The following is a 21,565-nucleotide window of genomic DNA, read 5'->3' on the forward strand; positions in this document are numbered from 1 at the left end:
CCCAGTTTTAAAACTGCTCCACATCCCGGTAATGCCGCACCTGATACCCGCGCTGCCTCAGCAGCGGGATCAGCCCCTTGTCTGCGGCAAAGTGGCCCGTGCCCACCAGCAGCATCACCTTCTCCCCCTTCTTCAGCATCTCCTCCAGCCGCCCCATCCAGGCCAGATTGCGGTTAAAGAGGAAGAGATCCATCAGGTCAGGAAACTTCGCCTGCTCGCGGAAAAGCATCTCACTCAGCGAATCCAGCTCCCCTTCTTTCCAGGAGGTGATCATCTCATCAAACTCCTTCGGCAGCGTGCTTACCTCCCCCAGCGTCTGCACCAGCATCTCATTCTGCTGCGCAGGAGTCAGCTTCGCAAAAAGCTGCAATTGGAATTCCACACTCTCCAGCCCATCCGCAGGTTTTTGATCCCGCTTCGCCCGCTCCTCAAAGTGGTGATCCACCCCCCACTCCGGCTTCGCCCCCAGCGCTGCGTATTCGGTGGAAGTGATCAGCAGACTCACAAACCAGGGCCGGTAACGGTTCAGTGATCCTGGGGATATCCCCCGCGTCGCTGCCCACTGGCTATACTCCTTCCACGTCTCCGGCGTCACATTCTGCTCCAGGGATTCACCCTCCGGATACATGCCCAGCTCCCGCATCCGCGTCGTCATGGATGGCCCCTCTCCCGCCCCAGGCGGCAGCTCGAAGATCACCCGGTCCGAGTTCGCATACGCCGCCTCATACGCAGGGGAGAGCGGATAATCATCCTCCCTCAAAATATGGATCGTCCCGCACAGGAAGAGTCGTCCCCCCGTCTCCGGCGCATCCACCACCCACACACTGCCCGCCTGACTGGCCGCCGAAACAGGCGTATCCGGCGTGCGCTCCCCCCCCCTCTGGTTGCACGCAGAAAGGAAAAACAGGCAGGTCACTGCCAGCGGATGACGAATATTAAACACCCCCCGATTCAAACACGCACCCCACCCCGCTGGCAACCGCGATATAGAGAGAAACCAGTCCTGGCCCACTTGGCTTTTCCCCTCAATCTTTTGTAGTCCACTTGAGATGGAGACCCTGCCGGTTCAGCATTTCCAAATACTCTTCAGCCGTCAGTGCAGGATTTTTGAGGCTCTCATGTTGCATCCTCATCGCTTTGAGAACTGCCGTTGGCTCGCTCTCCATAAGCCTTGTTAAAAATAGATCCGGAGTGACAGCTTCGATGCCATACTCATTCAGGATCTGTTTTGGAAAGTCTTTCAAATTCCAGGTGATGATGAATTCCGCCCCACACTCGATAGCCGCAGCAAGAACGTGCCGGTCATTCAAATCCGGAAGCACTAGCGCCGGGATGTGTCGCTCGTAATCAGTCACCACCGCATCCAAGGCGTGACGATTCATCAGGTCACGCGTGCGTTCCAATTGCGCGCGGCTCAAGTCCTGCCGCTCTCGAAGCACGGCCGTCATCCATTCTTCATGTATCCTCTCCGTCCATCGGGCATGGATGGTCTCGTTCACAGCAAGATACATGAACAGACTGCGCAAAGCGGCAGGATACAGAACACAGGCGTCCAGAATAACGGTCGGGGAAATCATTGAATGCCCAAATTCAGACTTTGGTCATACGCTGCCAATTCCTCCAGGGCTTTGAGACGCGCCTGTTTCTCCCTCTCCTTATAGGCGATCACTTCACTGGCCAGGGCTCTACGGTGGCTCCCCACCTTGCGGCTAGGGAAGGCCCCTTCATCGAACAACCTTGCGGCAAATGGACGCGAGACATTCAATAATTCGGCAGCCTCCTGTGGGGACACTTCTTCCTCAATAGATTTGAGGGCAACCCCCTTCCCTTCAGCCACTTTGGCCAGCGCATCGAATAGAATACCGCACAATACCCCAGGAATCTCTACCTCCTGACCTCCAATCTTGATACCCATCGGAGCGTCGCGACCTTCGCTCAACTTTCCGAGTATGCGGTATGACTTTTGAGCAAGAAGCACATCACTTTGCGTGGGTACTATGGGATGATCGGTCGTTGGCATAAGCTTCTTCCTTTTCAAATCGTAGCATACGCTGATTCCAACTGCAATATCTGAAACAAACGTAACAATTGAATGCATTCCCGCATAACCCAGGACACCCTATCGCACACCCAATAAGCCTCCCACCTTTCCCTCACTTCCCGGTTGCTCCCCTGCCCGGAAACTCCTACCGAATCAGCATTCTACCATGACACACGATACACCCCTCATCCTGCCCTCCCTCCTCGCTGCCGATTGGTCCAAGGTCGCCGCTGAAGTGAAACGCGCTGAAGAGGTGGGCGTACAATGGCTGCACCTGGACGTGATGGACGGCGCATTCGTGGATAACATCTCCTTTGGCCCCCAGATGGTGCAGACCGTGCGCAAGTGTACGGACATGTATCTGGACGTGCATCTCATGATCCACCGCCCGGACCATTTCCTGGAGCGATTCCTCCATGCGGGTGCGGATAACATCACCATCCATGTCGAGGCCCGTTATGACACCTCCGTCATCGAGACCCTGCGCCGCATCCGTGCCGCCGGAAAGCATGCCGGCATTGCCCTCCACCCGGACACCCCTTTTGAGGCCGCCATTCCATACGCGCATGAAATTGATCTCCTCCTCGTCATGACCGTCGTCCCCGGCTTCGGCGGGCAGCCGTTCATGGAAAAACAGACCATGCCAAAACTGGCCGCCGCGCGTGATTACCGGGATGCCCATGGCCTGAAATACCACCTCGAAGTGGATGGCGGCATTTACACCAACACCGCCCCCATCGCCAAGGCGAACGGAGCCAATCTCTTCGTCTGCGGCACCTCCTTTTACGGCCCCGCAGACACCCCACAGGCCATGGCTGAGCTGACCGCTTGCGTGGCCTGAGGAAGCTCCTCCGCCTTCCCCTGCCCCTTTGTGCGTAACTACCTGCTGCTGCATTTGGTGATCCTCGCCTGGGGCTTCACCGCCATCCTGGGGAAGCTCATCACCCTGCCGCCCATTGAGGTGGTGCTTTGGCGCACTGCCATCGCCTCCGCAGGCTTTGCCATCCTGGTCCTGTGGCAAAAGCAGCGCCTCCAGGTCAGCCGGGCGGATCGCTGGAAAATGCTGGGCATCGGTGCCCTCCTGGGCCTGCACTGGATCCTCTTCTTCCAGTCGGCACGCCTCGCCACGGCCAGTGTCAGCCTGGCCGCACTGCCCACCGCCATGCTTTGGTGCAGCCTCATTGAGCCCCTCGTGGATGGCACCCGCCGCTGGCGTCCGCTGGAGCTGCTCGTCGGCACCGTCATCGTCGGTGCCGTGTGGATGATCTATGAGGTGGAGTTACGCTATTGGTTAGGCTTCACCGTCGGCATCATCTCAGCCTTCCTGGCCGCCCTCTTTTCCGTGACCAATAAGCAGCTCGTGGCCCGCCAGCAGTCCTTCGTCATGGGTTATTACCAGATGCAGGGTGCCCTGGTGGTCACCGCCCTGGCCTGGATCTGCACCACCCCATCCCAACTCACAGTTCCCGGCCCGTGGGATGCCCTCTGGCTCTTCATCCTGTCCACCGTCTGCACCGTCGGCGCCTACGCAGGGTATATGACCGCCCTCCGCCACATGTCCGTCTTCACCGTGAACGTGGTTTATAATTTGGAGCCTATCTATGGCATCGTCCTGGCCGTTCTCATCTTTGGCTCACAGGAGCACATGAGCAGCGGCTTTTACATCGGTGCCAGCATCATCATCGGCAGTGTCTTGCTCATCCCCTGGCTCAACCGATGGGTCACCGGAGAACGCACGGCTGCCGTTAAAGAGCCGCCTTTCATACCGTAAAGTCTGGATGCTCCCATCCACCTCCCGCCGCGCCTTTCTCAGCAGCAGCCTCGCCTCCCTTGCTGCCACGGCCATGGCTCAGGAAAAAACGTCCCCACCAGGGACAGCCGCGCCGGAGCCGGTCATCGACATCCATCAGCACACCCATTTCCACCAGCGGGGGGATGACCACCTCCTCGCCCACCAGCAGGCCATGGGCATCACCACCACCATCCTCCTGCCCGCAGGCACGCCCACCAGCCGCCCCTCCACCCACGAAGGCCGCTCCAACGGCCTCGGTGCACAATGTTTGGGCACGGAAACTTGCCGCAAAATCGCCCAGGACCATCCCGGTGCCTATCTGTGGGGAGCCAACGAAGTCACCGACCAGGACACAGCTCCCGCCGAAATCGAAAAATGGCTCAAGCTCGGAGCCTGCATCATCGGCGAGCAAAAATTCGACGTGGAATGCGATTCCAGCCAAAGCCAAAAGCTCTACGAACTAGCCGCTGCCTATCACGTGCCCATCCTGATGCACTTCCAAAACGAGCGTTACAATCGCGGTTACGAGCGCCTCCACACCATGCTCGCCAAGTATCCCCAGACCACCTTCATCGGCCATGCCCAGACCTTTTGGGGAAACATCGACAAACATCACCAGCCCAAAGATCTTTACCCCAAAGGCAAAATCACCCCCGGTGGCCTCACCGACCGTTTCCTGGCCGATTACCCCAATTTCTTCGCCGACATGTCTGCCGGTTCCGGCCTCAACGCCCTCACTCGGGATGAAGAGCACACAACCGCCTTCTTCCAGCGCCACCAGGATAAAATCCTCTACGGCAGCGACTGTGCCGACCACTTCGGCCGTGGACCCGGCTGCCAGGGTGCCCAGACCATCGCCATGATCCGCAAGCTCTCCCCCACCCAGGCCATCGAGCGCAAAATCCTCTTCGCCAACGCCCAAAAGCTCTTCCGCCTGGGCTAACCGGAGATTGTCTAAATTGGGATCCAGTACAAAACAGCCATTCCACAGTCCGCCTCCACTTGCCTCATTGTTTTTTCCTGAGTAAAATCGGCACTACTAAAAAACAGAATAGAAAGACCGCTCCACTCAGTTGGGCTCCAGCCAGATCATCAGCCTCTGTCCTCGGCCGCTTTGGTTCATTCGCGACACTTAGCCAAAGTGCGATTGCAATGACAAAATAGGCGAATAAGGCAAGCATGAAGGAACACCCACATCTCTGGGTATAGACGTACTTTAATTTTCCAAAGTATCGGTCCAATAGCTTCATGAAGTGTTTTTACGCTCAAAGCTGAATCTAATCCACCAAGCGCAATCCGACATTGGCACGCCAGATGATCGCTATCCCAAAGAACTCTGTCACGCTTTAAATTGAATCACCATCCTGTCAACTCACGCCCAATCCTCCGCCCCCAGTTGACCGCCGCCCTGCCTGCCCTTATCCTGTTCGCCCCCATGCTCACCAAGCGCATCATTCCCTGTCTCGACGTCAAAGAAGGCCGTGTGGTCAAAGGCACCCAGTTTCTGCAACTGCGGGATGCCGGAGACCCTGTGGAATGCGCCAAAGTTTACAACGCCCAGGGTGCCGATGAACTCGTCTTCCTCGACATCACCGCCAGCCACGAAGAGCGCAAGACCATGGTGGATGTCGTCGCCCGTACCGCCGAATCCTGTTTCATGCCCCTCACCGTCGGGGGTGGCATCCGTACCGTCGCCGACATGCGGGAAATGCTCCTCGCCGGGGCAGACAAAGTCGGCATCAACACCGCCGCCGTCAAAACCCCGGAAGTCATCGACGCCGCTGCTGAAGCTTTCGGCTGCCAGTGCCTCGTCGTCGCCATTGATGCCAAGCGCAACGAGCGCGGCTCCTGGACCGTTTACACCCACGGCGGCCGTTATCCCACAGAGTTGGATGCCGTCGAATGGGCCGCCGAAGTCTGCCGCCGCGGTGCCGGGGAAATCCTCCTCACCAGCATGGACTCCGATGGTACCAAAGCCGGTTACGACATCGCCCTCACCCGCGCCGTTAGCGAGGCCGTCACCATCCCCGTCATCGCCAGCGGCGGTGCCGGAAATATCCAGCACATGGCCGATGTCCTTAGCGCTGGCAAAGCCGATGCCGTCCTCGCCGCCAGCATCTTCCACTTCGGCGAATACACCGTCCGCGACGTCAAAAAATACCTCGGCGACCAAGGCGTCCCCGTCCGCTTGGTCTAAAAATCCCGGGGCCCCGTTCTGCCGTTCTGTGCCGTTCTGTAGTCCCGGCTTCAGCCGGTCCCCTCCAAGGAGTAGGGGCGTCTCGCCTCTACAATGAGGCCCGGAGGGCCTCAGTCCGCCCGGTCTTAATCAACAAAAAAGCAACTATCCCCGCAGAGCAAAGCGAGGTGCCCCAGTCGGGGCGAGACGCCCCAACCCCTTGGGTTGGGCGGCGGGCATTGTACAAGGAGTGCGGGGCAACGCTGAAGCAAGGAGTAGGGGCGTCTCGCCCCTACAATGAGGCCAGGAGGCCTCACCCCCTAGCCACACTCCCGCATCACTTCCCCGAAGCCATCCGCACAAACTTCGCCAGGTCCTCCTTCTGCTTCTTCAGGTCCGGCAGGTTCAGGTACATCATGTGCCCCGACGTATAGTCATCCTCCGTGACGTTCTTCATCAGCTCCGGATGAATGTTCAGGTGTGAAAAGGTATAACGAGAAGCATAGTACGGCGTCGCCATGTCATAAAAACCGCTGGAGACATGCACCTTCAAAAACGGGTTCGAGGTCATGCTCTCCGCCAGCGTTTCAGAAACATTGGTAAACTCGTTTTCCGCATCCCAATTCCATTTTCCTGGGCTTGTCAGGATGTTATAAGGCTGGTCATCCTCAAACTTCAGATCGTTACGCACGTAATGATTAAAGGTGGAAGTAAACGCACTGAAAACAGCATCCGCACTCGGATCACGCTCAGCGGAGTTGTTCACCGCATCGCGCATGTAGCTCGTATATCGGCTGTCAAACCGGCCCACCACCAGACGTTGATCTCGCAGCAACTCCGCACTGAAGCGGTTCAGGGAAACCCGCAGGTCGGACGCATCCACATAGCTCTCCTTCAGCCCCGTCAGCCGCGCCATTTGCTTCACCACCTGCACCCGCTGGGCCGCAGGCAGCGCCGCCCCCATGAGCAGCGCCTGATTATAGTCCCCGCTCGCAAAGGCCTCCACCTCCTTCAGCACCTCCGCCAGCGGCTTGCCCTGCAGATCCGCAGGCAGCTTTTGGTGATACCACGCCGTCGCCGTAAAGCTGGGCAGGTACAAAACAAACGGCAGATCATTCCCGTCCGCCCCCCAGATGGTCTGAAAGTTCAGCACCGTGGAGACCAGCATGATCCCATTTAGATTCATCTTATGCGTCCGCAGCAGCTCCCCGCTCAGCGCCGCCGCCCGCGTCGTCCCATAGCTCTCGCCGATCAAAAACTTCGGCGACAACCACCGCGATTGCTTGGTCACATACAGGCGGATGAATTCGCCGATGCTCTTCGCATCCTCATTCACCCCATAAAAATTCTTCGCCTCCTCCGGCTTGCTCGCCCGGCTGTAGCCCGTCCCCACCGGATCAATAAAAACCAGGTCCGTTTCATCCAGCAGAGAGAACTCATTCTCCACCAGCTCATACGGCGGCGGCACCGCAAAGCCATCATCCCGCAGCTTCACCCGCTTCGGCCCCAGCAGCCCCAGGTGCATCCACACCGATGACGACCCCGGCCCACCATTGAAGGAAAACGTCAGCGGCCGCTTCGCCAGATCCGGCACCCCCTTCTTTGCATAGGCCACATAAAAAATGTCCGCCGTCACCTTCCCCGTCCCGTCCTTCAGGCTCAGCATCCCCGCCGTCGCCGTATAGTCCACCTTCTGGCCATTGATCACCAGACTGTGCTCCGTCACCTTATTCTTGTCCGCCGCATCCTTGCCCGGCTTCTCATCCTTCTTCTCATCGCCCTTCGCTTTCTCATCCTTCCCAGCCGCATCCCCCTTTTCCGCCGCATCCTTGGGCACCTCAGGTTTAGCCTCCCCCTCACCCCCACCCGGCGCTTGAGCCAGAGCCAGGGACGAAGTCACCGCAAACAATGAAAGGAACCGCAAAAAGGAGGTTGGAGGAAACATAGCACCACCATAAACGGAAAACCCGCCCCGCATCTTTTGAATCCATCATTTCCTGAAAAAAGAACTGGCAAACCCTCCACAAGCAGCTTAACTCCTCGTCCACCCAATCGCGCGGTTAGCTCAGTGGTAGAGCATTGCCTTCACACGGCAAGGGTCGCAGGTTCGAACCCTGCACCGCGCACCATCCTCCTTCGCCACGTTGCGATATTTTGAGGTAACAGTTGATTTTTTAATTCAATGGATAGTGAACACCATCCGTCGGTACAATTGGGTATTCAGGGTGACCGTCTCTAACATCCTCCCAATCCCAACCGTCAATAACGGTGCTTCCTTTACATTGAGGATATGGGCACATTTGAAAGCCATCTTCATCCCGATACTGTCCCCGATTATACGTTCGTTCGCAATGGAGGCACCATAGGAAGTCCGAGCGCCGCTCTTCAATAAATGCTTTGTCTCGATGATAAATTTTGTTCATGACTTTCCTCCATGTGTTGTTGACAACTGAGAAAGAACATACTCATTCGAACACGTCAAACAAAAATTCGATTGTAAGAATTTCAAGCATACAATGAGGTCTGTAGAATGCTAGAGGCCCGGCCTCGTTAGCATTCGAAACGACAATGTCCCATGAAAACCATGGGGCATCGAGGCGGGCAGGCGCTACGCTTGGCAAGTCCCGGTATCCCCTCAGGCCCGGGAGGGCTAATTCTTCTTAGCCTGTGAAGGGAACCGTCTTGTTCTGCTGGTTAAACCGGGATGGCAACAAGCTCGGCTATTTTTTCAGCAACCATTGCCAGTGAATCTTCTGCAGTATCCAATCCGGTTCTGGAAGCAAGCAAGGGACTAACGTTGCGAAGAGCTGCATACGTAGTGTTGTGCACGATTGGAACAAGGTTGTTACCTGCCAGGAGTGCAGATAGTTCTTTGTCGGCAACGCTCTCTTGAGGCAGTCGGGCTAGCAGTGCCGGGGTCACAAGCACAAGGCCGATTCGTGAATTTGCTAAGCCCTTGTCGATAGCGCGCATCATCGGAACTCCGAGGCCGAGATCCTTCTCGCTGAACCAAACTTTGACCCCAGCCGCCACGAGCAACTCGTGCAGTTCTTTGGCTACCCCCTGTCGGTCGCCCCACGCGTGGCATAGGAAAACGTCACGAAGATCAGATTGTTCAACTGCGCGCCTCTCAACGGTTTTGCGGATTGGCTCGAGTGATTGCACTTGGGCAGTCGTATATGACACGGAGGAGCCTGCTCTTGACCATCGCGGTTTTGCCCTACCTCCTGACCCACCGCCACTGCTCGTTGGTGGGGAGTAGGGAGCGTAGGAGGAGGACGCGTATGACGAGCCGTAACCACCGTAGCTTCTGTTGCGGCCACGGCATGCAGGGCAGGCCTCTGCAGCGCTCGATAAGCGATGCCCATTTACTGGTGCTGTGCATCTAGACATATGATTCTTAGTAGCGACAATTATTCATTACCTCAAGTGCTAAAATTAATTTTTATATATCGGAATCACACGAATTTTAAAAAAACAATAAATCATCACATTAACAACAATCGCTGATCGTTCAACGCGCGATGGCAAGACCGCCCTGAAATTCCCCAACAATGCGATCCTGGAGCCGCCACCTAACAATCTATTGTTCCACATATAACAAAGTTACGATTATTGTTATCCCTGGCGTGACTGCTCCAAAAAAGAAGAAGATGGCCGATCTAATCGCTTCACGGCCCGCACAAATAAATCAGCATCACACATCATGCGCACCCGGTCATTGTTCCTTGGTTTCCAACGTTTGGGGAGCTTGCGAATATCTTTCCGAAGGAGATTGACCGAGAAAGTATGGTTCCTCCATGGATCCATAGGAACAACCTCCCGCCGTCCAGCTCGATGGCCTCCTTGTCTTGATACATCCAGAAGAGACGAGGGCTTCTCAGCTCTCCATGACGATCCAACTTTGAGTCCGAGCCATGTTTTACAGATTTCAATGTTTCCCAGAATAGACGTCCTCCAACGCGCCAGTACTGCTCATTTTCAGCCTTCAAGAATCGCTTCCAGCGACTGCTTTCGACATCCTTTTGCACCTTCTTGCGAGCGATGCGCCGGAGCTGGTTGGCGGTCCTTTTGTCCAGTTCTTCCATTTCTAGCTCCACTTCGCCAAACCATACGAAGTGTTGCGTCCCCCGCCTTCATTTTTGACCAGCACACCGCGATCAACCAGGATGCGGATATCGCGGAGGGCGGTGTCTTCGGAGCACTTGGCCATCTTGGCGTATTTGGAGGAGGTCAGTTTGCCTTCAAAGCCCATGAGCACCTTGTTCAGCACCTTTTGCTGGCGCTCATTCACGGGGCCTTGATTCACCATATGCCAGATCTTGGCTCTCCACAGCACGCCGGAGATGGTTTCTTCGGCCTGTTCGAGGGCGCGGGTGAGGCACGCCAGGAACCATTGCAGCCATGGCGTAATGTCCAGATCGCTGCGCTGACTGCGCTCAAGTTGGAGGTAGTAGTCTTTGCGTTCCACCTCGATCTGGTCTGACATGCTGTAGAACCTCTCTGGCGTGCCGTCGGCTCTTGCCAGGGCCATATCCGCAATCGCCCGCGCGATGCGGCCGTTGCCATCTTCAAAAGGGTGGATGGTCACAAACCAGAAATGAGCCACACCTGCCTTGAGGATGGAATCCACCCCGTCCTGTGCCTCGAACCACTCCAGAAAAGCCGCCATTTCATCATCCAGCCGCTCCGCCGGTGGGGCGACAAAGTGAACCGTTTCACGACCAAGGGGGCCAGACACCACCTGCATGGCCCCCGCCTCGGGTGGACGCCAGGCTCCCACCGTAATGCGGCTCAGGCCACTATAGCCCGCAGGAAACAAGGCAGCATGCCAGCCGAACAACCGCCCGGGCGTCAGCGGCTGCGCAAAATTTTGGGTGGCATCCAGCATCATCTCCACAATGCCTTCCACATTCCGGTTCACCGCTTCTGTCCCGGCATAGTCCAAGCCGAGCCGACGGGCTATGGATGACCGCACTTCTTGGGCGTCCAGCTTTTCACCTTCAATCGCACAGGATTTGACCACATCTGCCGTCAGGGTGGAAAGAGTGGCTTCTGAGCGAAAAGAAAAGCCAAGATCCTTCATGCGCCCCTGCAAATGCCCTTGGCGCTGCCTGATCCCCGCGACCTGAGGCCACAGCTTATCCTTGTCCCACTTTAAGTGAGGCCAGTTTCTCAGTTCGTGAATGTACTCCATAATCTCCGCTTCCTGTGCGGAGATTGTATCCGTATTCCCCGCAAATGCAATATTCCCCGCATCCGATGCGGCGAATAATCCATTTATCCCCGCAAGCCCCCTTATACGCGATGGCGTATATTTTCAGATCCGCCGGTCCAATAGTAGCCTCTCCACGTTGGGGGGAGCGCGAGATCAGCTCATCAATTTGATTTAACCTTTACGTTCCCCGAGACACGACGCTGAATCATCTGCAGCGTCTCTGGAAGTCCAAAAATTTTCTCCGCTGAATACCAGTCCTGAAGAGGGCCTGTGGCATCAAGCTCCTTCAGGATAGCTGCCATCCCGTCCCCATTGACCTGGGCTTTGCGCATCCACTGATCATAGGTGCTCTTACCATTTCTAGCCTTGTAAGCCTCTGCACATGCAGCGGTGCAGGCAGATGCTGCTGCCATGAAACGAGCCTGTGCTCTCAGGCTTTGATTGAAGAACTGCTGGCCTTGATCACCCAAGTGCGGGGCAAGATCGTCGCAGCGACGGGCCACTTGTGCGAAGCGCTCGGCTGCTTGTTGATTGCATTGGATCACAGCCTCGACCTTAGAGGTGGTGTCGCAGTTTTCGGGCACGATGCGATAGTAACCGATGCCGCGATCACCCAGCAGTTCTGATTCCTGCGAAGTATGGAGGGTGGCTCGCATGAGATCCCGGGCAGCGCGGACGACGCGAAGATCATGGAAGATGTATTGACGAGGGAAGCCGGGAATATCGGGCTTTCGCTGCTGCCAGTAGGCGTTGAAGAAGTCTCGGTACAGGACGTCAATTTGAGGTCCGTACTTGGCTCCCCAGTAGCCCTTGCAGAAGTCCGCCAGAAAACGGTCACTCGTGTAGCTGGCGAAGTCCCACATCATACTGGCATGGGCCGATAGACTGAGAGGGAACTCACGGATGTTCCCGGAATTGACGATGGAAAGTTGCAAATTGGGGCCGGATTCCAGCAGCATACGGTGGTTTTGCTCCATCTTCCACGGGCCTTCACCATCGGCGAGGTGAGAGCCGGTATTGGTGAACTGCACATTGAAGTAGTAGCCGAGCGGACGAGCGGAGGGAGCACGATAATTCCGAAGATCAGCAGCCGGAAAGTGGTCATGCCGCGCGGCGCTAAAGTTCCAGATGAGGCTGGGCAGCTCAGGTGGATGCAGCAAGCCCGCAGCCATATAGTCTGAGGCTTCATCGTAGATCACCGTGCGCATGAGTGGATGCTGCTCACCTGTGACACGCTGCAAGAGTGCGATCTGACGGTGCAGCACGTCCTGAAGGACCCTGGCACGCGCGGCATCATCCGGCGGTGCATCGGTGAAGCTTTTGTAAAAACCTTTGTCACCATCCCCACGCAGGCCGATCATCCAGATCATTTCAACCTTCTCCTGTTGGGCGAGGCGGATGTGGTGCTCCCAAAACTGCTCAAGCTGCGGCATGTCAGCCAGGCGGAGCGGCGGTGTGCTGGCACGGCCCTGTTTTGTCCAAAACTTCGCCCAATCACGCAAGGAAGCGCCAAAAGGGGCGAGATGAGTCGTGGTCACGGCCAGCCCCCGATCACGCGGCACGCGCAGCTTTCGCAGCGAGTCGTCAGAGAACTCGCCGACATCCAGCAGATTGAGTTTGAGCCGCAGCATGGTTTCGAGAACGCGGTCCCAGTGGGTGGCGTAATTGCGCTGAATCCATGGAGACAGTAGATCCGTGTCATTTGGAAACCAGCCACGCCAGCGAACCTGCGGGGATTGCCAAGTGAGTTTAGCGTCTTCTGGAATTTCAATTTGGGACTTCGTCTTTGGCTTCCACTCAGCCCAAAACCACCAGGGTGGTATATCCAGGAAGCGCTCGCAGAAGCTGTAGATGGCGTAAATGGTGCCACGCATGTCAGTCCCCAGAAGCTGCACCTGTGAGCCTCGGCGAATGATCGCATGCGACTCGGGACCCGTAATACCCCCCTCAGTGACTGAGCTGGAAATGACGATGGCCGGGCTGGCATTGTCAGGCAGCTTCCTCATCAACGGGGATGGAACCTTCAACACCCATTCCAGATCACGGCATAGGTCGTGGGCAGCCTTCTGAACTGGAAGAGGCTCTGATTCATCAACGATGACTGGAACGCCGGGAGGCAGACGAAGGGCTCCCGCTGTCAGACTTGTGTCGAGCATTCCTCCCCAAATAAACAAATGCAGAACAACTTTTAGAAGTGGAGATCGAAGCATGATATCGACTCAACTAAACGCTGAAGACAGTCGTCGCAAGCAGAGGAGGGAATCCGAACGGCTTCCGCCATTGAAGGATAGGCCACAGAACTCAGTGGTTATTCCCTGACACAAAGCGCTTTCAATGCCTAACGGACGATCTGCAAGAAGAAGCAAAGTCCTTTTACCGGCATGCACCCCTAAACGCGAGGGCGTATATTTTCATTTATACGCCCATTCGAACAGTCCTTTCTCCAGGATCTGCAAGCATACCCACGATGCATCCCAGTGTATGAACCAGTACCAATGCGGCCAAATAAGCCATTACCTCGGACTGCGCCCTCATTTGAATCTATGATTGAGAAATTCATAGTTCCAAGCAATCAACTCACGACTTCTTCCTTTTCTTCTCCAGGCGGTTGATCAGCATGTGCAAAGGCAGTGCATCGGTTAGGTCATAGGTGCCGCAGCTTTCATCAATATAGTTTTCAGTGGCGATGATCTTGCCGCCATTTTTCTGAACGATTTGAATCCAGTCTCTCGTCGTGCAACCGCCTCGGGTGTTATGTCGATAATAGGCTAACAGCCCGTCCAATTTCACCAGATCCTTGTCCTTGAGCTCCAGAGTGCCCAGGTCAATGGGCTGCAATGCCTGCTCCCGCATCAACTCCTTATTCCAGAGATGTGGGTGGTGGATGACCTTGACGCTCACCGCATCCTCTTTGGAAAATTCAAAGTCATAATGGTGATTGTGGATACAGCCCTGGCTTGAAAAAGTGACATAAATGGTCTCTCCCGCCGCCATCTTTTGAAACGATAGGGCTTCCGCAGCCCAGGTGAAGGCAGGGACAAAAAAGAGTAGGCTAACCAAAAAGGGGTTCATCAGACTTGGAAGAATATCCAAAGCTCCGGCTTCAAGCAATCCTCAAAACTTCACTTATTCCGTTCACCCCACCCTCAACACCCCACTGCTGCGGATCTTCGCTCTCAGGCCGCCGCGAAATTCGCCTTTCATAAAGGCCTCCGCACCATCCGCGATGACGCGGTCCATCCACTGGCAGGGTTTGCATTCCTGGCTGCCTTCAAATTCGATGCCTTGGAAGATGAACCTTTTTCCCAGTCCGGTCTTCAGGGGCATGCCACGGACGATGAGGTTGCGCCGGAAGACGGAGGCAGGCAGTTTCGGCAGTTTGAAGATGCGTCGGATTTCCTCCACCACCGCCGCATCGAAAAACGTCACCTGCCCTTTGAAGTCTGGGCGGAAGCCAAAGTAACGATCCCCGCGAAGGCCCATACCAGCCACGCATTCGATTTCTCGAACCTCTGTGATCCCGCTCTGCATCCGGCCTTCTCCCTGCCGCCCCCAGTAATCATGGCCGCCGGAGATGTAAATGTGCACCAGATCCCCTGTCCACACCGGCACCTCCACCGGTAGCGATTCCGTCTCTGCGGCTGGGGTCTGGGGGTCCGGGGTTTCCATGGGCACGTCCAATTGCGGATCTGATCAAAATTGTGAAGCTCATAAACACATCGCGCGAAGGCCGCTCCCTGGCCTCCATGCGATTCAGTGACGGTGCCTTTGCATCTGCATCCTCACGGCACCCCATTTTCCAGTCCTAGCCCTCAACGTCTCTGTGCCTCGCTCTGAATGAACTCCCATGAACCTCTCGCCATCATCGGCAGCGGCCCCTCCTGCATCTTCCTGTTAAAGCATCTCCTGGATCAGGCGGAGATCCTGAAGCCGCATTTTCCAGAAGTCGCCATCTTTGAAAAAAGCAGCCTCACCGGCATGGGCATGCCCTACAATCCGCAGACGACGGACCGGTATAACATGTCCAATATTTCCTCCGAGGAACTGCCAGAGCTGCCCACCACCCTGGTTGACTGGCTGCGCAATCTGGAGCCAGAAGCCCTGCGTGAGCTGGACTTGGAAAATGTCGAAATCAGTGAAAGCGAGGTGTATAGCCGCCTCGCGCTCGGCCAGTATTTAAAAGCCCAGTATGATGCCTTGATCGCCCTCCTGGCCCAGGCAGGCATCCGCGTCCGCGAGTATCCGGACAGCGCCATCACGGATGTGCAGGATCATCCCTCCGGCAGCGGCGTCACCCTCACCACGGCCACGGGCAGCACGCATCTCTTTGACCGCATTGTCATTGCCACCGGTCACCATTGGGCGGAGGAAGACAAACCTGCCCAGGGTTACTACGCCTCCCCCTGGCCCATAACCAAGCTGCTGCCACCGGAGGGCAAATTTCATAATTTTCCCATCGGCACCCTGGGGGCCTCCCTCAGCGCCTTTGATGTCGTTTCCTCCCTCACCCACCGGCATGGCCGTTTTGTAACGGAGGAGGATGGTCACATGACCTACCAACCTCATCCAGGGACAGAAAACTTCAAAATCACCATGCACTCCTCCGAAGGTCTGCTGCCGCATTTGCAGTTCGATCAGGTGGAACCCATGAGAAAAATCTACCGCCATCTGAATCGCAACTCCTTGTTAGGCCTGATTGATGATTCCGGGTTCCTACGCATTGAGACCTACTTTGACAAAATCTGCCGCCCGGCGCTACGCACCGCCTTTGAAAAGGACGAGATGAAAGAGATGGTCCAGCTCCTGGATGACTCGGATTTCAGCCTCACCGACTTCGTGGAAAAAATGAGTGCCAAGCACGAATATGCGGATGCCTTCGAAGGCATGCGTACGGAGATGGTGGAGGCCAAGGAATCCGTGGAAAACCACCAGCCCGTGCACTGGAAGGAGGTCATGGATGACCTGATGTACACGCTGAATTTCCATGCCGGGCTCATGCCAGCGGAGGATCATCTGCTGCTGCACTCCGAGGTGATGCCCTTCCTCCTGAATGTCGTCGCCGCCATGCCGCTGAATTCGGCCGATACCATCCTGGCCCTGCATCAGGCGGGCAAGTTGGAGATTGTCGCTGGCAAGGTGACCGTGGCCGAAGAACAAAAAGAACCCGGCAGCACCACCATCACCGTGGCGGATGAAGACCAGGAAAGCACCCTCAGCTATCGCATGTTCATTGATTGCAGCGGGCAAAAGCCCCTGGAGCTGGAGGACTATCCCTTCCCCAGTCTTGTCAAAGACGGCACTGCCCGCAAAGCCCGCACCACCTTTGATGATGCCCACACGGCCGCCCCCAAAATGCCAGACAGCAAAAAAGAGCACCTGTTTAAAGAAAATGGCCGATGGCTTTACCACACTGGCGGCATTGATATTGACGGTGCATACAGGCTCATTGATTCCAATGGCAAGTCCCACCCGCGCATCCACGATATTGCCTTCCCTCACACCTCGGGCAAACGGCCCTACTCTTATGGCCTGCAGGCCTGCAATGATACCAGTGCCATCGTCGTTCAGGCCTGGGTGGAGGAATGCCAGCGGTCCTCTCCCGTGAATGATTCCCCGGCCGCGATCACCCGCATTTACGAAAAAATACAGGCCGCAGACTAGCATCAAATCGGCAGCCGAAGCTGCTGCTGCGTGGGCGGCACCAGAGTGGAAAGGCCGATGCCTAACAAACGCAGCGGCCCGGTCACCAACTGATGCCGCGCCAGTAAAAAACACGCCACCCGGTAGATCTCCGCCGCCGTGGTCACCGGATCATCCAGGCGCAACTGCCGCGTCAGGGTGGTGAAGTCACTGTAGCGTACTTTCACCTGCACCGTCAGCGCCCCCACTCCGTGCTTGTCCAGCGTTTGCGAGACATCCTGCGCCATCTCTTTCAATGCGGATCGCAGCTCAGGCCGGTGATCCGTGTCCTTCAGAAAGGTATTCTCCGCACTGATGCTCTTGCGCTCATCACTCAGATCCACTGGCCGATCATCAATGCCCATGGCCCGTTCCTTCAGCTTCCAGGCAAAGGAGCCCGCCACGGATTCCAGGGACATCTTCGTATCCTGTAGATCGCCCACCGTCATCAGTCCCATCGCCTCCAGCCCCCGTGCCGTCACAGGCCCCACACCATGGACTGTGCCTACCGGCAGAGGTCTCAAGAAGGCCAGCTTGTCACGGTCCAGGATGACGGTCAGGCCATCCGGCTTTTGGAAATCACTGGCCAGCTTGGCCAGAAACTTATTGGAGCTTATACCCACACTTGCTGTTAGGCCGCATTCCTCCCGGATGCGTTTTTTAATGGCCGCCGCCATGGGCCGCGCAGCTTCGATCGCCTCATCCAGCTCTGTCTTTTCCGCGACCAATGCACTCACATCCAGATACGCCTCATCCACGGATACTTGCTCGATCAGCGGCGTGAACTCATGAAGAATCGTCATGATGCGTGCGGACTCCGCCCGGTAAACGTCCATGCGCGGCCTCACAAAAATCCCCTCTGGACACAGCTTGGCCGCCGTGCGGGAGGGCATCGCCGAGCGCACCTTAAATTTCCGGGCCTCATAGCTCGCCGCACAGACCACGCCACGCTTGTCCGGTGGCGACCCGACAATCACCGGCCTGCCCCGGTAAGACGGCTCATCACGCTGCTCCACGGATGCGTAAAATGCATCCATATCCATGTGCAGAATGACCCGTGGCGTACCCATATCCGTAATACGCTCCAGATGGCCATGCCGCGCCTCCTCGTCAACCCCTGACCCGGAGAACCTCACCTGCTTGGCATCACTCCGCCGCCTTCATGCTTCCCAGCATTTCCAGCAGGCGCGCCGTGATCTTCACACTGGCCTGCACCTCCAGCCGGTTGGTGCCCAGCCACGTCTCATACCCACCCAGTTCATGATGCTCCGGCGTCGGCAGGTATCCATAATATCCACTGGCGATGCTATGAGTAAAAGTCGGCTTAAAAGGACTCTTCTGTTTCAGCTCCAGCCCGGTCTCCACAAAGGTTTCACAAGGTATCGCACAGATACCCACCGCACCGATTCGCAATGTCTGTAACGGCAGGTCAATCTGCGGCGGTGCATCCTTCAGCTTCAGTGTCCGCTCCGCATAGGCGATCTCCAGCACGGAGGTCTTCCCGCCAATGAGACGTGGTTTGTCCAGCACTCCCTGAGCCCAGGTGACCAGCTCAGGCGTGGGCTTGCGGGCTTCCAGTTTCAGCTCGCTAAAGCGGGCATCCAGCGGCACCCAGTCCTGATACGTGATGCCCTTCATGGCCGCCACCGTCGCCTGCGCCACATCATCCGCCACCTCACGGATCTTGCTATAGGGACCGCCAGACTTTGCCGGCGTTTTGGAGTAATCGTTGTTGTTGATGTTCCCGCTCGTGCCGTTGCTCATCATCGCCACGAATGGCGGGTCCTGCCGGTCCGCGCCTAACAACTGTTGCAATCGGTCACAAAACACCCCGTAATAGTCCGAGGAGATGTGATTCGACCCCACGCCCCCCACATAGTGCAGGGAATAATTCGCCAGCACCGCCAGCGGTTTTCCATCCAACGTCTGGAGGGAGATGATGCTCACCTCCGGATCCGTTGGCCCCGCAGGCTTTACCAGATTGGCACCCCGTGGCGGATTCATCTTCACTTTGTCAATCCCGCCAAAGGGATTCGGCGGCACCGTTCCCTCCTTCATAAACCAGCGGCGATTAAACACCTGATCCGGCTCCTCCCCCACACCCCAGCCGATGCGCGCAGGCACCAGGTTATTCACCGCCCGCGTCACCCCGTCCGCGATGCGGCGTGCCACAAAGGTCTGGTATTCACTTAGCGGCTCATCCAGCGAGTAACGGTTTTCACTCAGCGCACTGGAGGCGGAATGCGTATGCGTGGCGGACATCAGCAGCCGCTCACGTGGGATACCCGTTTGTGCCTCCACCAGCCGCGCCGCTTCATCATACATCTGCCGCGCAGCCCCCAGCAGGTCACACACCACGATCGCCACCCGCTTCTCCCCATTGTCCAGCACCAGGCAGCGCGCATGCAATTCATCATGCACATGCGTGGAGGCAGAAGGGCTGAACCCGCCCACCACCGGCATGCCGATGGGCGGCGTGATGTTGCTCGTCGCCGCTCCTGCGAGAAACTTTTTCGAAGGCTCCTGTGCAGAAACACAGGCGAGGCTAAGGGCGATCCAGAAGACGAGTTGGCGCATCCATGGAATACGCCTTTTTTTCATCCCATCCTTCGTCCCATTGTGACCAAACACGATACCTTCGTGAGCAAAGTAGCCCGCTCAGTCCCCTGTGCAGATGCAGCGCCGAAGCCCCAGTCAATCACCAGCCAACACCCGGCGCCGAAGCCCCAGACCTCACCCCCTAAACACCCCCACCAACAGCCCGTCTCGTCCTACCGGAAATAACCACTCACCTTCAGCTTGCGGCTGAAAATCTTATCCCCGGCGGCCACATAAAGAATGTCATGGTCCTTGCCGGCAAACTCCGTGCTCACCACCTTGCCATCCATCACCGGTTTGGCGATGATGCCAGCTAGGCGACCCGCCGGATCAAAGATCTGGATGCCCAGCTCCGTGGTCACAAAATACCGTCCTTTGGACTCCGTGGTGGCTCCATCCCCAGAGGCCGTTTCCTTGCCTGTGGCCAGCCACATCGTCATGAAGGGAGCCCCGCTGGAAAGCGTGCCATCCTCCTCGATACGCCAGGTCCACACATGCTTGCCGCCGCTTTCGGAGACCGCCAGTGTGGCTTCATCCGGGGAGATGGTGATGCCGTTCGGCTTGGCCACGTGACCCTCATCGGCAATGATGTGCTTCTTGTCCGCCGTGATCAGGTGGATGCGTTGCGTCGGTGTCTCAGTGAAATAAACATTCCCCTTCTTGCTCACCACTAGGTCATTGCACTTCACACCCGTGAGAAGCACTTCCACTTCCCCTTTCATCGTGATGGCGATGACTCGCTGCTCACGGTTATGGCAGGCGTAAAAGCGACCATCTGGCCCTATTTGCAGACCGCTGATCCCAGGCAGGTTATCCAGAAAAAGATCCGTCTTCCCCGTTTCAGCATCCAGTTTGTAGATCCCCTTCCCGGCCTTCACATCGGTGAAGTACAAGTGGCCTGCCGCATCCGTGCACAGCCCGTCGGTAAAGGTATAGCCGCTCACCGCCTCCTTCCACGGCTGGTCATCGCTGAGGTATTCGTGCAGGGAGGTATCCTGCGCATCAGACAACAGCGGCAGAAAGGCGAGGGATAAAAAGGCGAGGTGTTTCATGGTCGGTCTAACAAAATGAATGGTGTAATGACAAGGCTGCTTATTTCTTCCACAGCCAGCGCAACGTATCCGGCAGCATGGACGCCCCGTGCTTGCCATTGTGAGTGCCTTCCCCCAGGACAAACTGGAAATCGTATCCGGCGAATTTCAGCGCCGCAGCCATGTCTTGGTTGGCCAGGGGCCAGTTACCAAACTGGTTATCCAGATCATTCTTGCCATCTTGCAGGAAGACCTTCAGAGGCTTCTTGTCACTCTTGCGGATCAGCGCTGGATACACATGACCGCCACGGATGTTGGTAAAGGAACCGATGTGGCTCACCACCTTGCGAAATTCATCCGGCCGCTCCCAGGCCACGGTAAATGCACAGATGCCACCGCTGCTGTTTCCACAAATCGCACGCTCATCCGGATTCGTCGTCAGAGTATAATCCTTCGCCACGGCGGGCAGGATTTCTTCCAGCAGAAAGCGGGCATACAAATCACCCAGGGAATCATACTCATAGCTGCGATTGCTACGCGGCTTAACCTTCGGGTCCTGGTTCGCAAAGTTCCCCGGCTGGATGAAAATGCCGATGGTCACTGGCATCTCCCCTTTGGCGATCAGGTTGTCAAACACCACCGGTGCACGGAACTGGCCGTCTGGTTTGACAAAGCCCGCTCCGTCACAAAACACCATCACCGCCGCAGGCTTCTCCTTGGTGTATTGGGCTGGCACATAGATCCACCAGTCACGCGTGGTACCAGGAAAGATCTTGGATTCCGTCCAGGCGGGCATCTGCGTCACCTTTCCCTGGGGCACCCCGGCCTGCACTTGGGAATCTGGCCCCAGCACGTATTGATCATCCTGCGGGGCAGCGTGGAGTCCGAAAGAAAGGGCGAGAAAAAAACAGGCAGCGGAAAACTTCATACAGAGCGTGAACAAACGCCACCCGATGCCTCATGTTGCAAAACACTTGGCCATTCTGGTGGCGCGTTCATTCATGGCTCACGCATTCACTGCCACAGATGC

18 protein-coding genes and 1 tRNA gene are annotated in these 21,565 nt (G+C 56.7%); 6 read left to right on the top strand and 13 right to left on the bottom strand.

The window, feature by feature from the left end; genetic code table 11:
- Positions 1–7 precede the first annotated feature (7 nt).
- From EI77_RS17360 to EI77_RS17370, 3 genes are all read right to left on the bottom strand, one after another.
- Positions 8–943 carry a TraB/GumN family protein gene (locus EI77_RS17360; protein ID WP_166647330.1) on the bottom strand — a complete coding sequence of 312 codons (936 nt, stop codon included), beginning with the start codon at positions 941–943 and terminating at the stop codon, positions 8–10.
- A gap of 82 nt (positions 944–1,025) precedes the next feature.
- Complete coding sequence (locus tag EI77_RS17365; protein WP_133796570.1) at positions 1,026–1,577, bottom strand: PIN domain-containing protein; 552 nt, start codon at positions 1,575–1,577, stop codon at positions 1,026–1,028.
- On the bottom strand, positions 1,574–2,098 hold the full coding sequence (locus EI77_RS17370; protein ID WP_133796571.1) for a helix-turn-helix domain-containing protein: 525 nt from the start codon (positions 2,096–2,098) through the stop codon (positions 1,574–1,576). Before EI77_RS17370 ends, EI77_RS17365 begins: the two co-directional genes overlap by 4 nt.
- A gap of 109 nt (positions 2,099–2,207) precedes the next feature.
- Between EI77_RS17370 and rpe the strand changes: the two genes are divergently transcribed.
- From rpe to hisF, 4 genes are all read left to right on the top strand, one after another.
- Entirely contained in the window at positions 2,208–2,882 is a 675-nt protein-coding gene (rpe, locus tag EI77_RS17375; protein ID WP_133796572.1) for a ribulose-phosphate 3-epimerase, read from the top strand.
- A 30-nt stretch (positions 2,883–2,912) separates the two neighbouring features.
- A complete protein-coding gene (locus tag EI77_RS17380) occupies positions 2,913–3,812 on the top strand; it encodes a DMT family transporter (RefSeq protein WP_133796573.1) in 900 nt (299 codons plus the stop codon).
- A 7-nt stretch (positions 3,813–3,819) separates the two neighbouring features.
- Positions 3,820–4,776 (top strand): amidohydrolase family protein, encoded by a 957-nt coding sequence (locus EI77_RS17385; RefSeq protein ID WP_133796574.1) that lies wholly within the window; start codon positions 3,820–3,822, stop codon positions 4,774–4,776.
- 492 nt (positions 4,777–5,268) lie between these two features.
- Entirely contained in the window at positions 5,269–6,030 is a 762-nt protein-coding gene (gene hisF, locus EI77_RS17390) for an imidazole glycerol phosphate synthase subunit HisF (RefSeq protein ID WP_133796745.1), read from the top strand.
- Positions 6,031–6,346: 316 nt separating this feature from the next.
- Here the strand turns inward: hisF and EI77_RS17395 are convergent, their stop codons facing one another.
- Positions 6,347–7,954: a S10 family peptidase gene (locus EI77_RS17395; protein WP_133796575.1), complete on the bottom strand. Its 1,608-nt coding sequence runs from the start codon at positions 7,952–7,954 to the stop codon at positions 6,347–6,349.
- Between the two features lie 109 nt (positions 7,955–8,063).
- On the opposite strand from EI77_RS17395, the gene EI77_RS17400 reads away from it, so the two are divergent.
- Positions 8,064–8,138: transfer RNA gene (locus tag EI77_RS17400), tRNA-Val, on the top strand.
- 565 nt (positions 8,139–8,703) lie between these two features.
- On the opposite strand, the gene EI77_RS17405 is transcribed toward EI77_RS17400, so the two are convergent.
- The 5 genes from EI77_RS17405 to EI77_RS17425 form a co-directional block, all read right to left on the bottom strand.
- Complete coding sequence (locus EI77_RS17405; protein WP_133796576.1) at positions 8,704–9,402, bottom strand: toll/interleukin-1 receptor domain-containing protein; 699 nt, start codon at positions 9,400–9,402, stop codon at positions 8,704–8,706.
- 697 nt (positions 9,403–10,099) lie between these two features.
- On the bottom strand, positions 10,100–11,206 hold the full coding sequence (locus EI77_RS17410; protein ID WP_133796577.1) for a Fic family protein: 1,107 nt from the start codon (positions 11,204–11,206) through the stop codon (positions 10,100–10,102).
- Positions 11,207–11,388: 182 nt separating this feature from the next.
- Positions 11,389–13,383, bottom strand: coding sequence for a glycosyl hydrolase 115 family protein (locus EI77_RS17415; RefSeq protein ID WP_166647331.1), 1,995 nt, complete (start codon positions 13,381–13,383; stop codon positions 11,389–11,391).
- Between the two features lie 421 nt (positions 13,384–13,804).
- A complete protein-coding gene (locus EI77_RS17420) occupies positions 13,805–14,299 on the bottom strand; it encodes a hypothetical protein (protein WP_133796579.1) in 495 nt (164 codons plus the stop codon).
- Between the two features lie 63 nt (positions 14,300–14,362).
- Positions 14,363–14,896, bottom strand: coding sequence for an MOSC domain-containing protein (locus EI77_RS17425; RefSeq protein WP_133796580.1), 534 nt, complete (start codon positions 14,894–14,896; stop codon positions 14,363–14,365).
- Positions 14,897–15,064: 168 nt separating this feature from the next.
- On the opposite strand from EI77_RS17425, the gene EI77_RS17430 reads away from it, so the two are divergent.
- Positions 15,065–16,888 carry an FAD/NAD(P)-binding protein gene (locus EI77_RS17430; protein ID WP_133796581.1) on the top strand — a complete coding sequence of 608 codons (1,824 nt, stop codon included), beginning with the start codon at positions 15,065–15,067 and terminating at the stop codon, positions 16,886–16,888.
- Positions 16,889–16,890: 2 nt separating this feature from the next.
- On the opposite strand, the gene dinB is transcribed toward EI77_RS17430, so the two are convergent.
- The 4 genes from dinB to EI77_RS17450 all read right to left on the bottom strand — a co-directional run bounded on the left by dinB (position 16,891) and on the right by EI77_RS17450 (position 21,463).
- Entirely contained in the window at positions 16,891–17,976 is a 1,086-nt protein-coding gene (gene dinB, locus EI77_RS17435) for a DNA polymerase IV (protein ID WP_133796582.1), read from the bottom strand.
- A gap of 76 nt (positions 17,977–18,052) precedes the next feature.
- Positions 18,053–19,483, bottom strand: coding sequence for a neutral/alkaline non-lysosomal ceramidase N-terminal domain-containing protein (locus EI77_RS17440; RefSeq protein WP_133796746.1), 1,431 nt, complete (start codon positions 19,481–19,483; stop codon positions 18,053–18,055).
- Between the two features lie 194 nt (positions 19,484–19,677).
- Entirely contained in the window at positions 19,678–20,556 is an 879-nt protein-coding gene (locus EI77_RS17445; RefSeq protein WP_166647332.1) for an SMP-30/gluconolactonase/LRE family protein, read from the bottom strand.
- Positions 20,557–20,596: 40 nt separating this feature from the next.
- The gene (locus EI77_RS17450) at positions 20,597–21,463 is read right to left on the bottom strand and encodes an alpha/beta hydrolase (protein ID WP_133796584.1); all 867 of its coding nucleotides are present in this window, start codon (positions 21,461–21,463) and stop codon (positions 20,597–20,599) included.
- Positions 21,464–21,565: the final 102 nt, after the last annotated feature.

The organism is Prosthecobacter fusiformis (genome assembly GCF_004364345.1).
GTDB classification, from domain to species: domain Bacteria; phylum Verrucomicrobiota; class Verrucomicrobiia; order Verrucomicrobiales; family Verrucomicrobiaceae; genus Prosthecobacter; species Prosthecobacter fusiformis.

Coding starts and splice junctions, on each gene's coding strand:
- EI77_RS17395 (WP_133796575.1), bottom strand. CDS start 7,954: ATGTTTCCTCCAACCTCCTTTTTGCGGTTCCTTTCATTGTTTGCGGTG.
- EI77_RS17430 (WP_133796581.1), top strand. CDS start 15,065: ATGAACTCCCATGAACCTCTCGCCATCATCGGCAGCGGCCCCTCCTGC.
- EI77_RS17415 (WP_166647331.1), bottom strand. CDS start 13,383: ATGCTCGACACAAGTCTGACAGCGGGAGCCCTTCGTCTGCCTCCCGGC.
- EI77_RS17440 (WP_133796746.1), bottom strand. CDS start 19,483: ATGCGCCAACTCGTCTTCTGGATCGCCCTTAGCCTCGCCTGTGTTTCT.
- hisF (WP_133796745.1), top strand. CDS start 5,269: ATGCTCACCAAGCGCATCATTCCCTGTCTCGACGTCAAAGAAGGCCGT.
- EI77_RS17410 (WP_133796577.1), bottom strand. CDS start 11,206: ATGGAGTACATTCACGAACTGAGAAACTGGCCTCACTTAAAGTGGGAC.
- EI77_RS17365 (WP_133796570.1), bottom strand. CDS start 1,577: ATGATTTCCCCGACCGTTATTCTGGACGCCTGTGTTCTGTATCCTGCC.
- EI77_RS17450 (WP_133796584.1), bottom strand. CDS start 21,463: ATGAAGTTTTCCGCTGCCTGTTTTTTTCTCGCCCTTTCTTTCGGACTC.
- rpe (WP_133796572.1), top strand. CDS start 2,208: ATGACACACGATACACCCCTCATCCTGCCCTCCCTCCTCGCTGCCGAT.
- EI77_RS17445 (WP_166647332.1), bottom strand. CDS start 20,556: ATGAAACACCTCGCCTTTTTATCCCTCGCCTTTCTGCCGCTGTTGTCT.
- dinB (WP_133796582.1), bottom strand. CDS start 17,976: ATGGGTACGCCACGGGTCATTCTGCACATGGATATGGATGCATTTTAC.
- EI77_RS17425 (WP_133796580.1), bottom strand. CDS start 14,896: ATGGAAACCCCGGACCCCCAGACCCCAGCCGCAGAGACGGAATCGCTA.
- EI77_RS17405 (WP_133796576.1), bottom strand. CDS start 9,402: ATGTCTAGATGCACAGCACCAGTAAATGGGCATCGCTTATCGAGCGCT.
- EI77_RS17420 (WP_133796579.1), bottom strand. CDS start 14,299: ATGAACCCCTTTTTGGTTAGCCTACTCTTTTTTGTCCCTGCCTTCACC.
- EI77_RS17385 (WP_133796574.1), top strand. CDS start 3,820: ATGCTCCCATCCACCTCCCGCCGCGCCTTTCTCAGCAGCAGCCTCGCC.
- EI77_RS17370 (WP_133796571.1), bottom strand. CDS start 2,098: ATGCATTCAATTGTTACGTTTGTTTCAGATATTGCAGTTGGAATCAGC.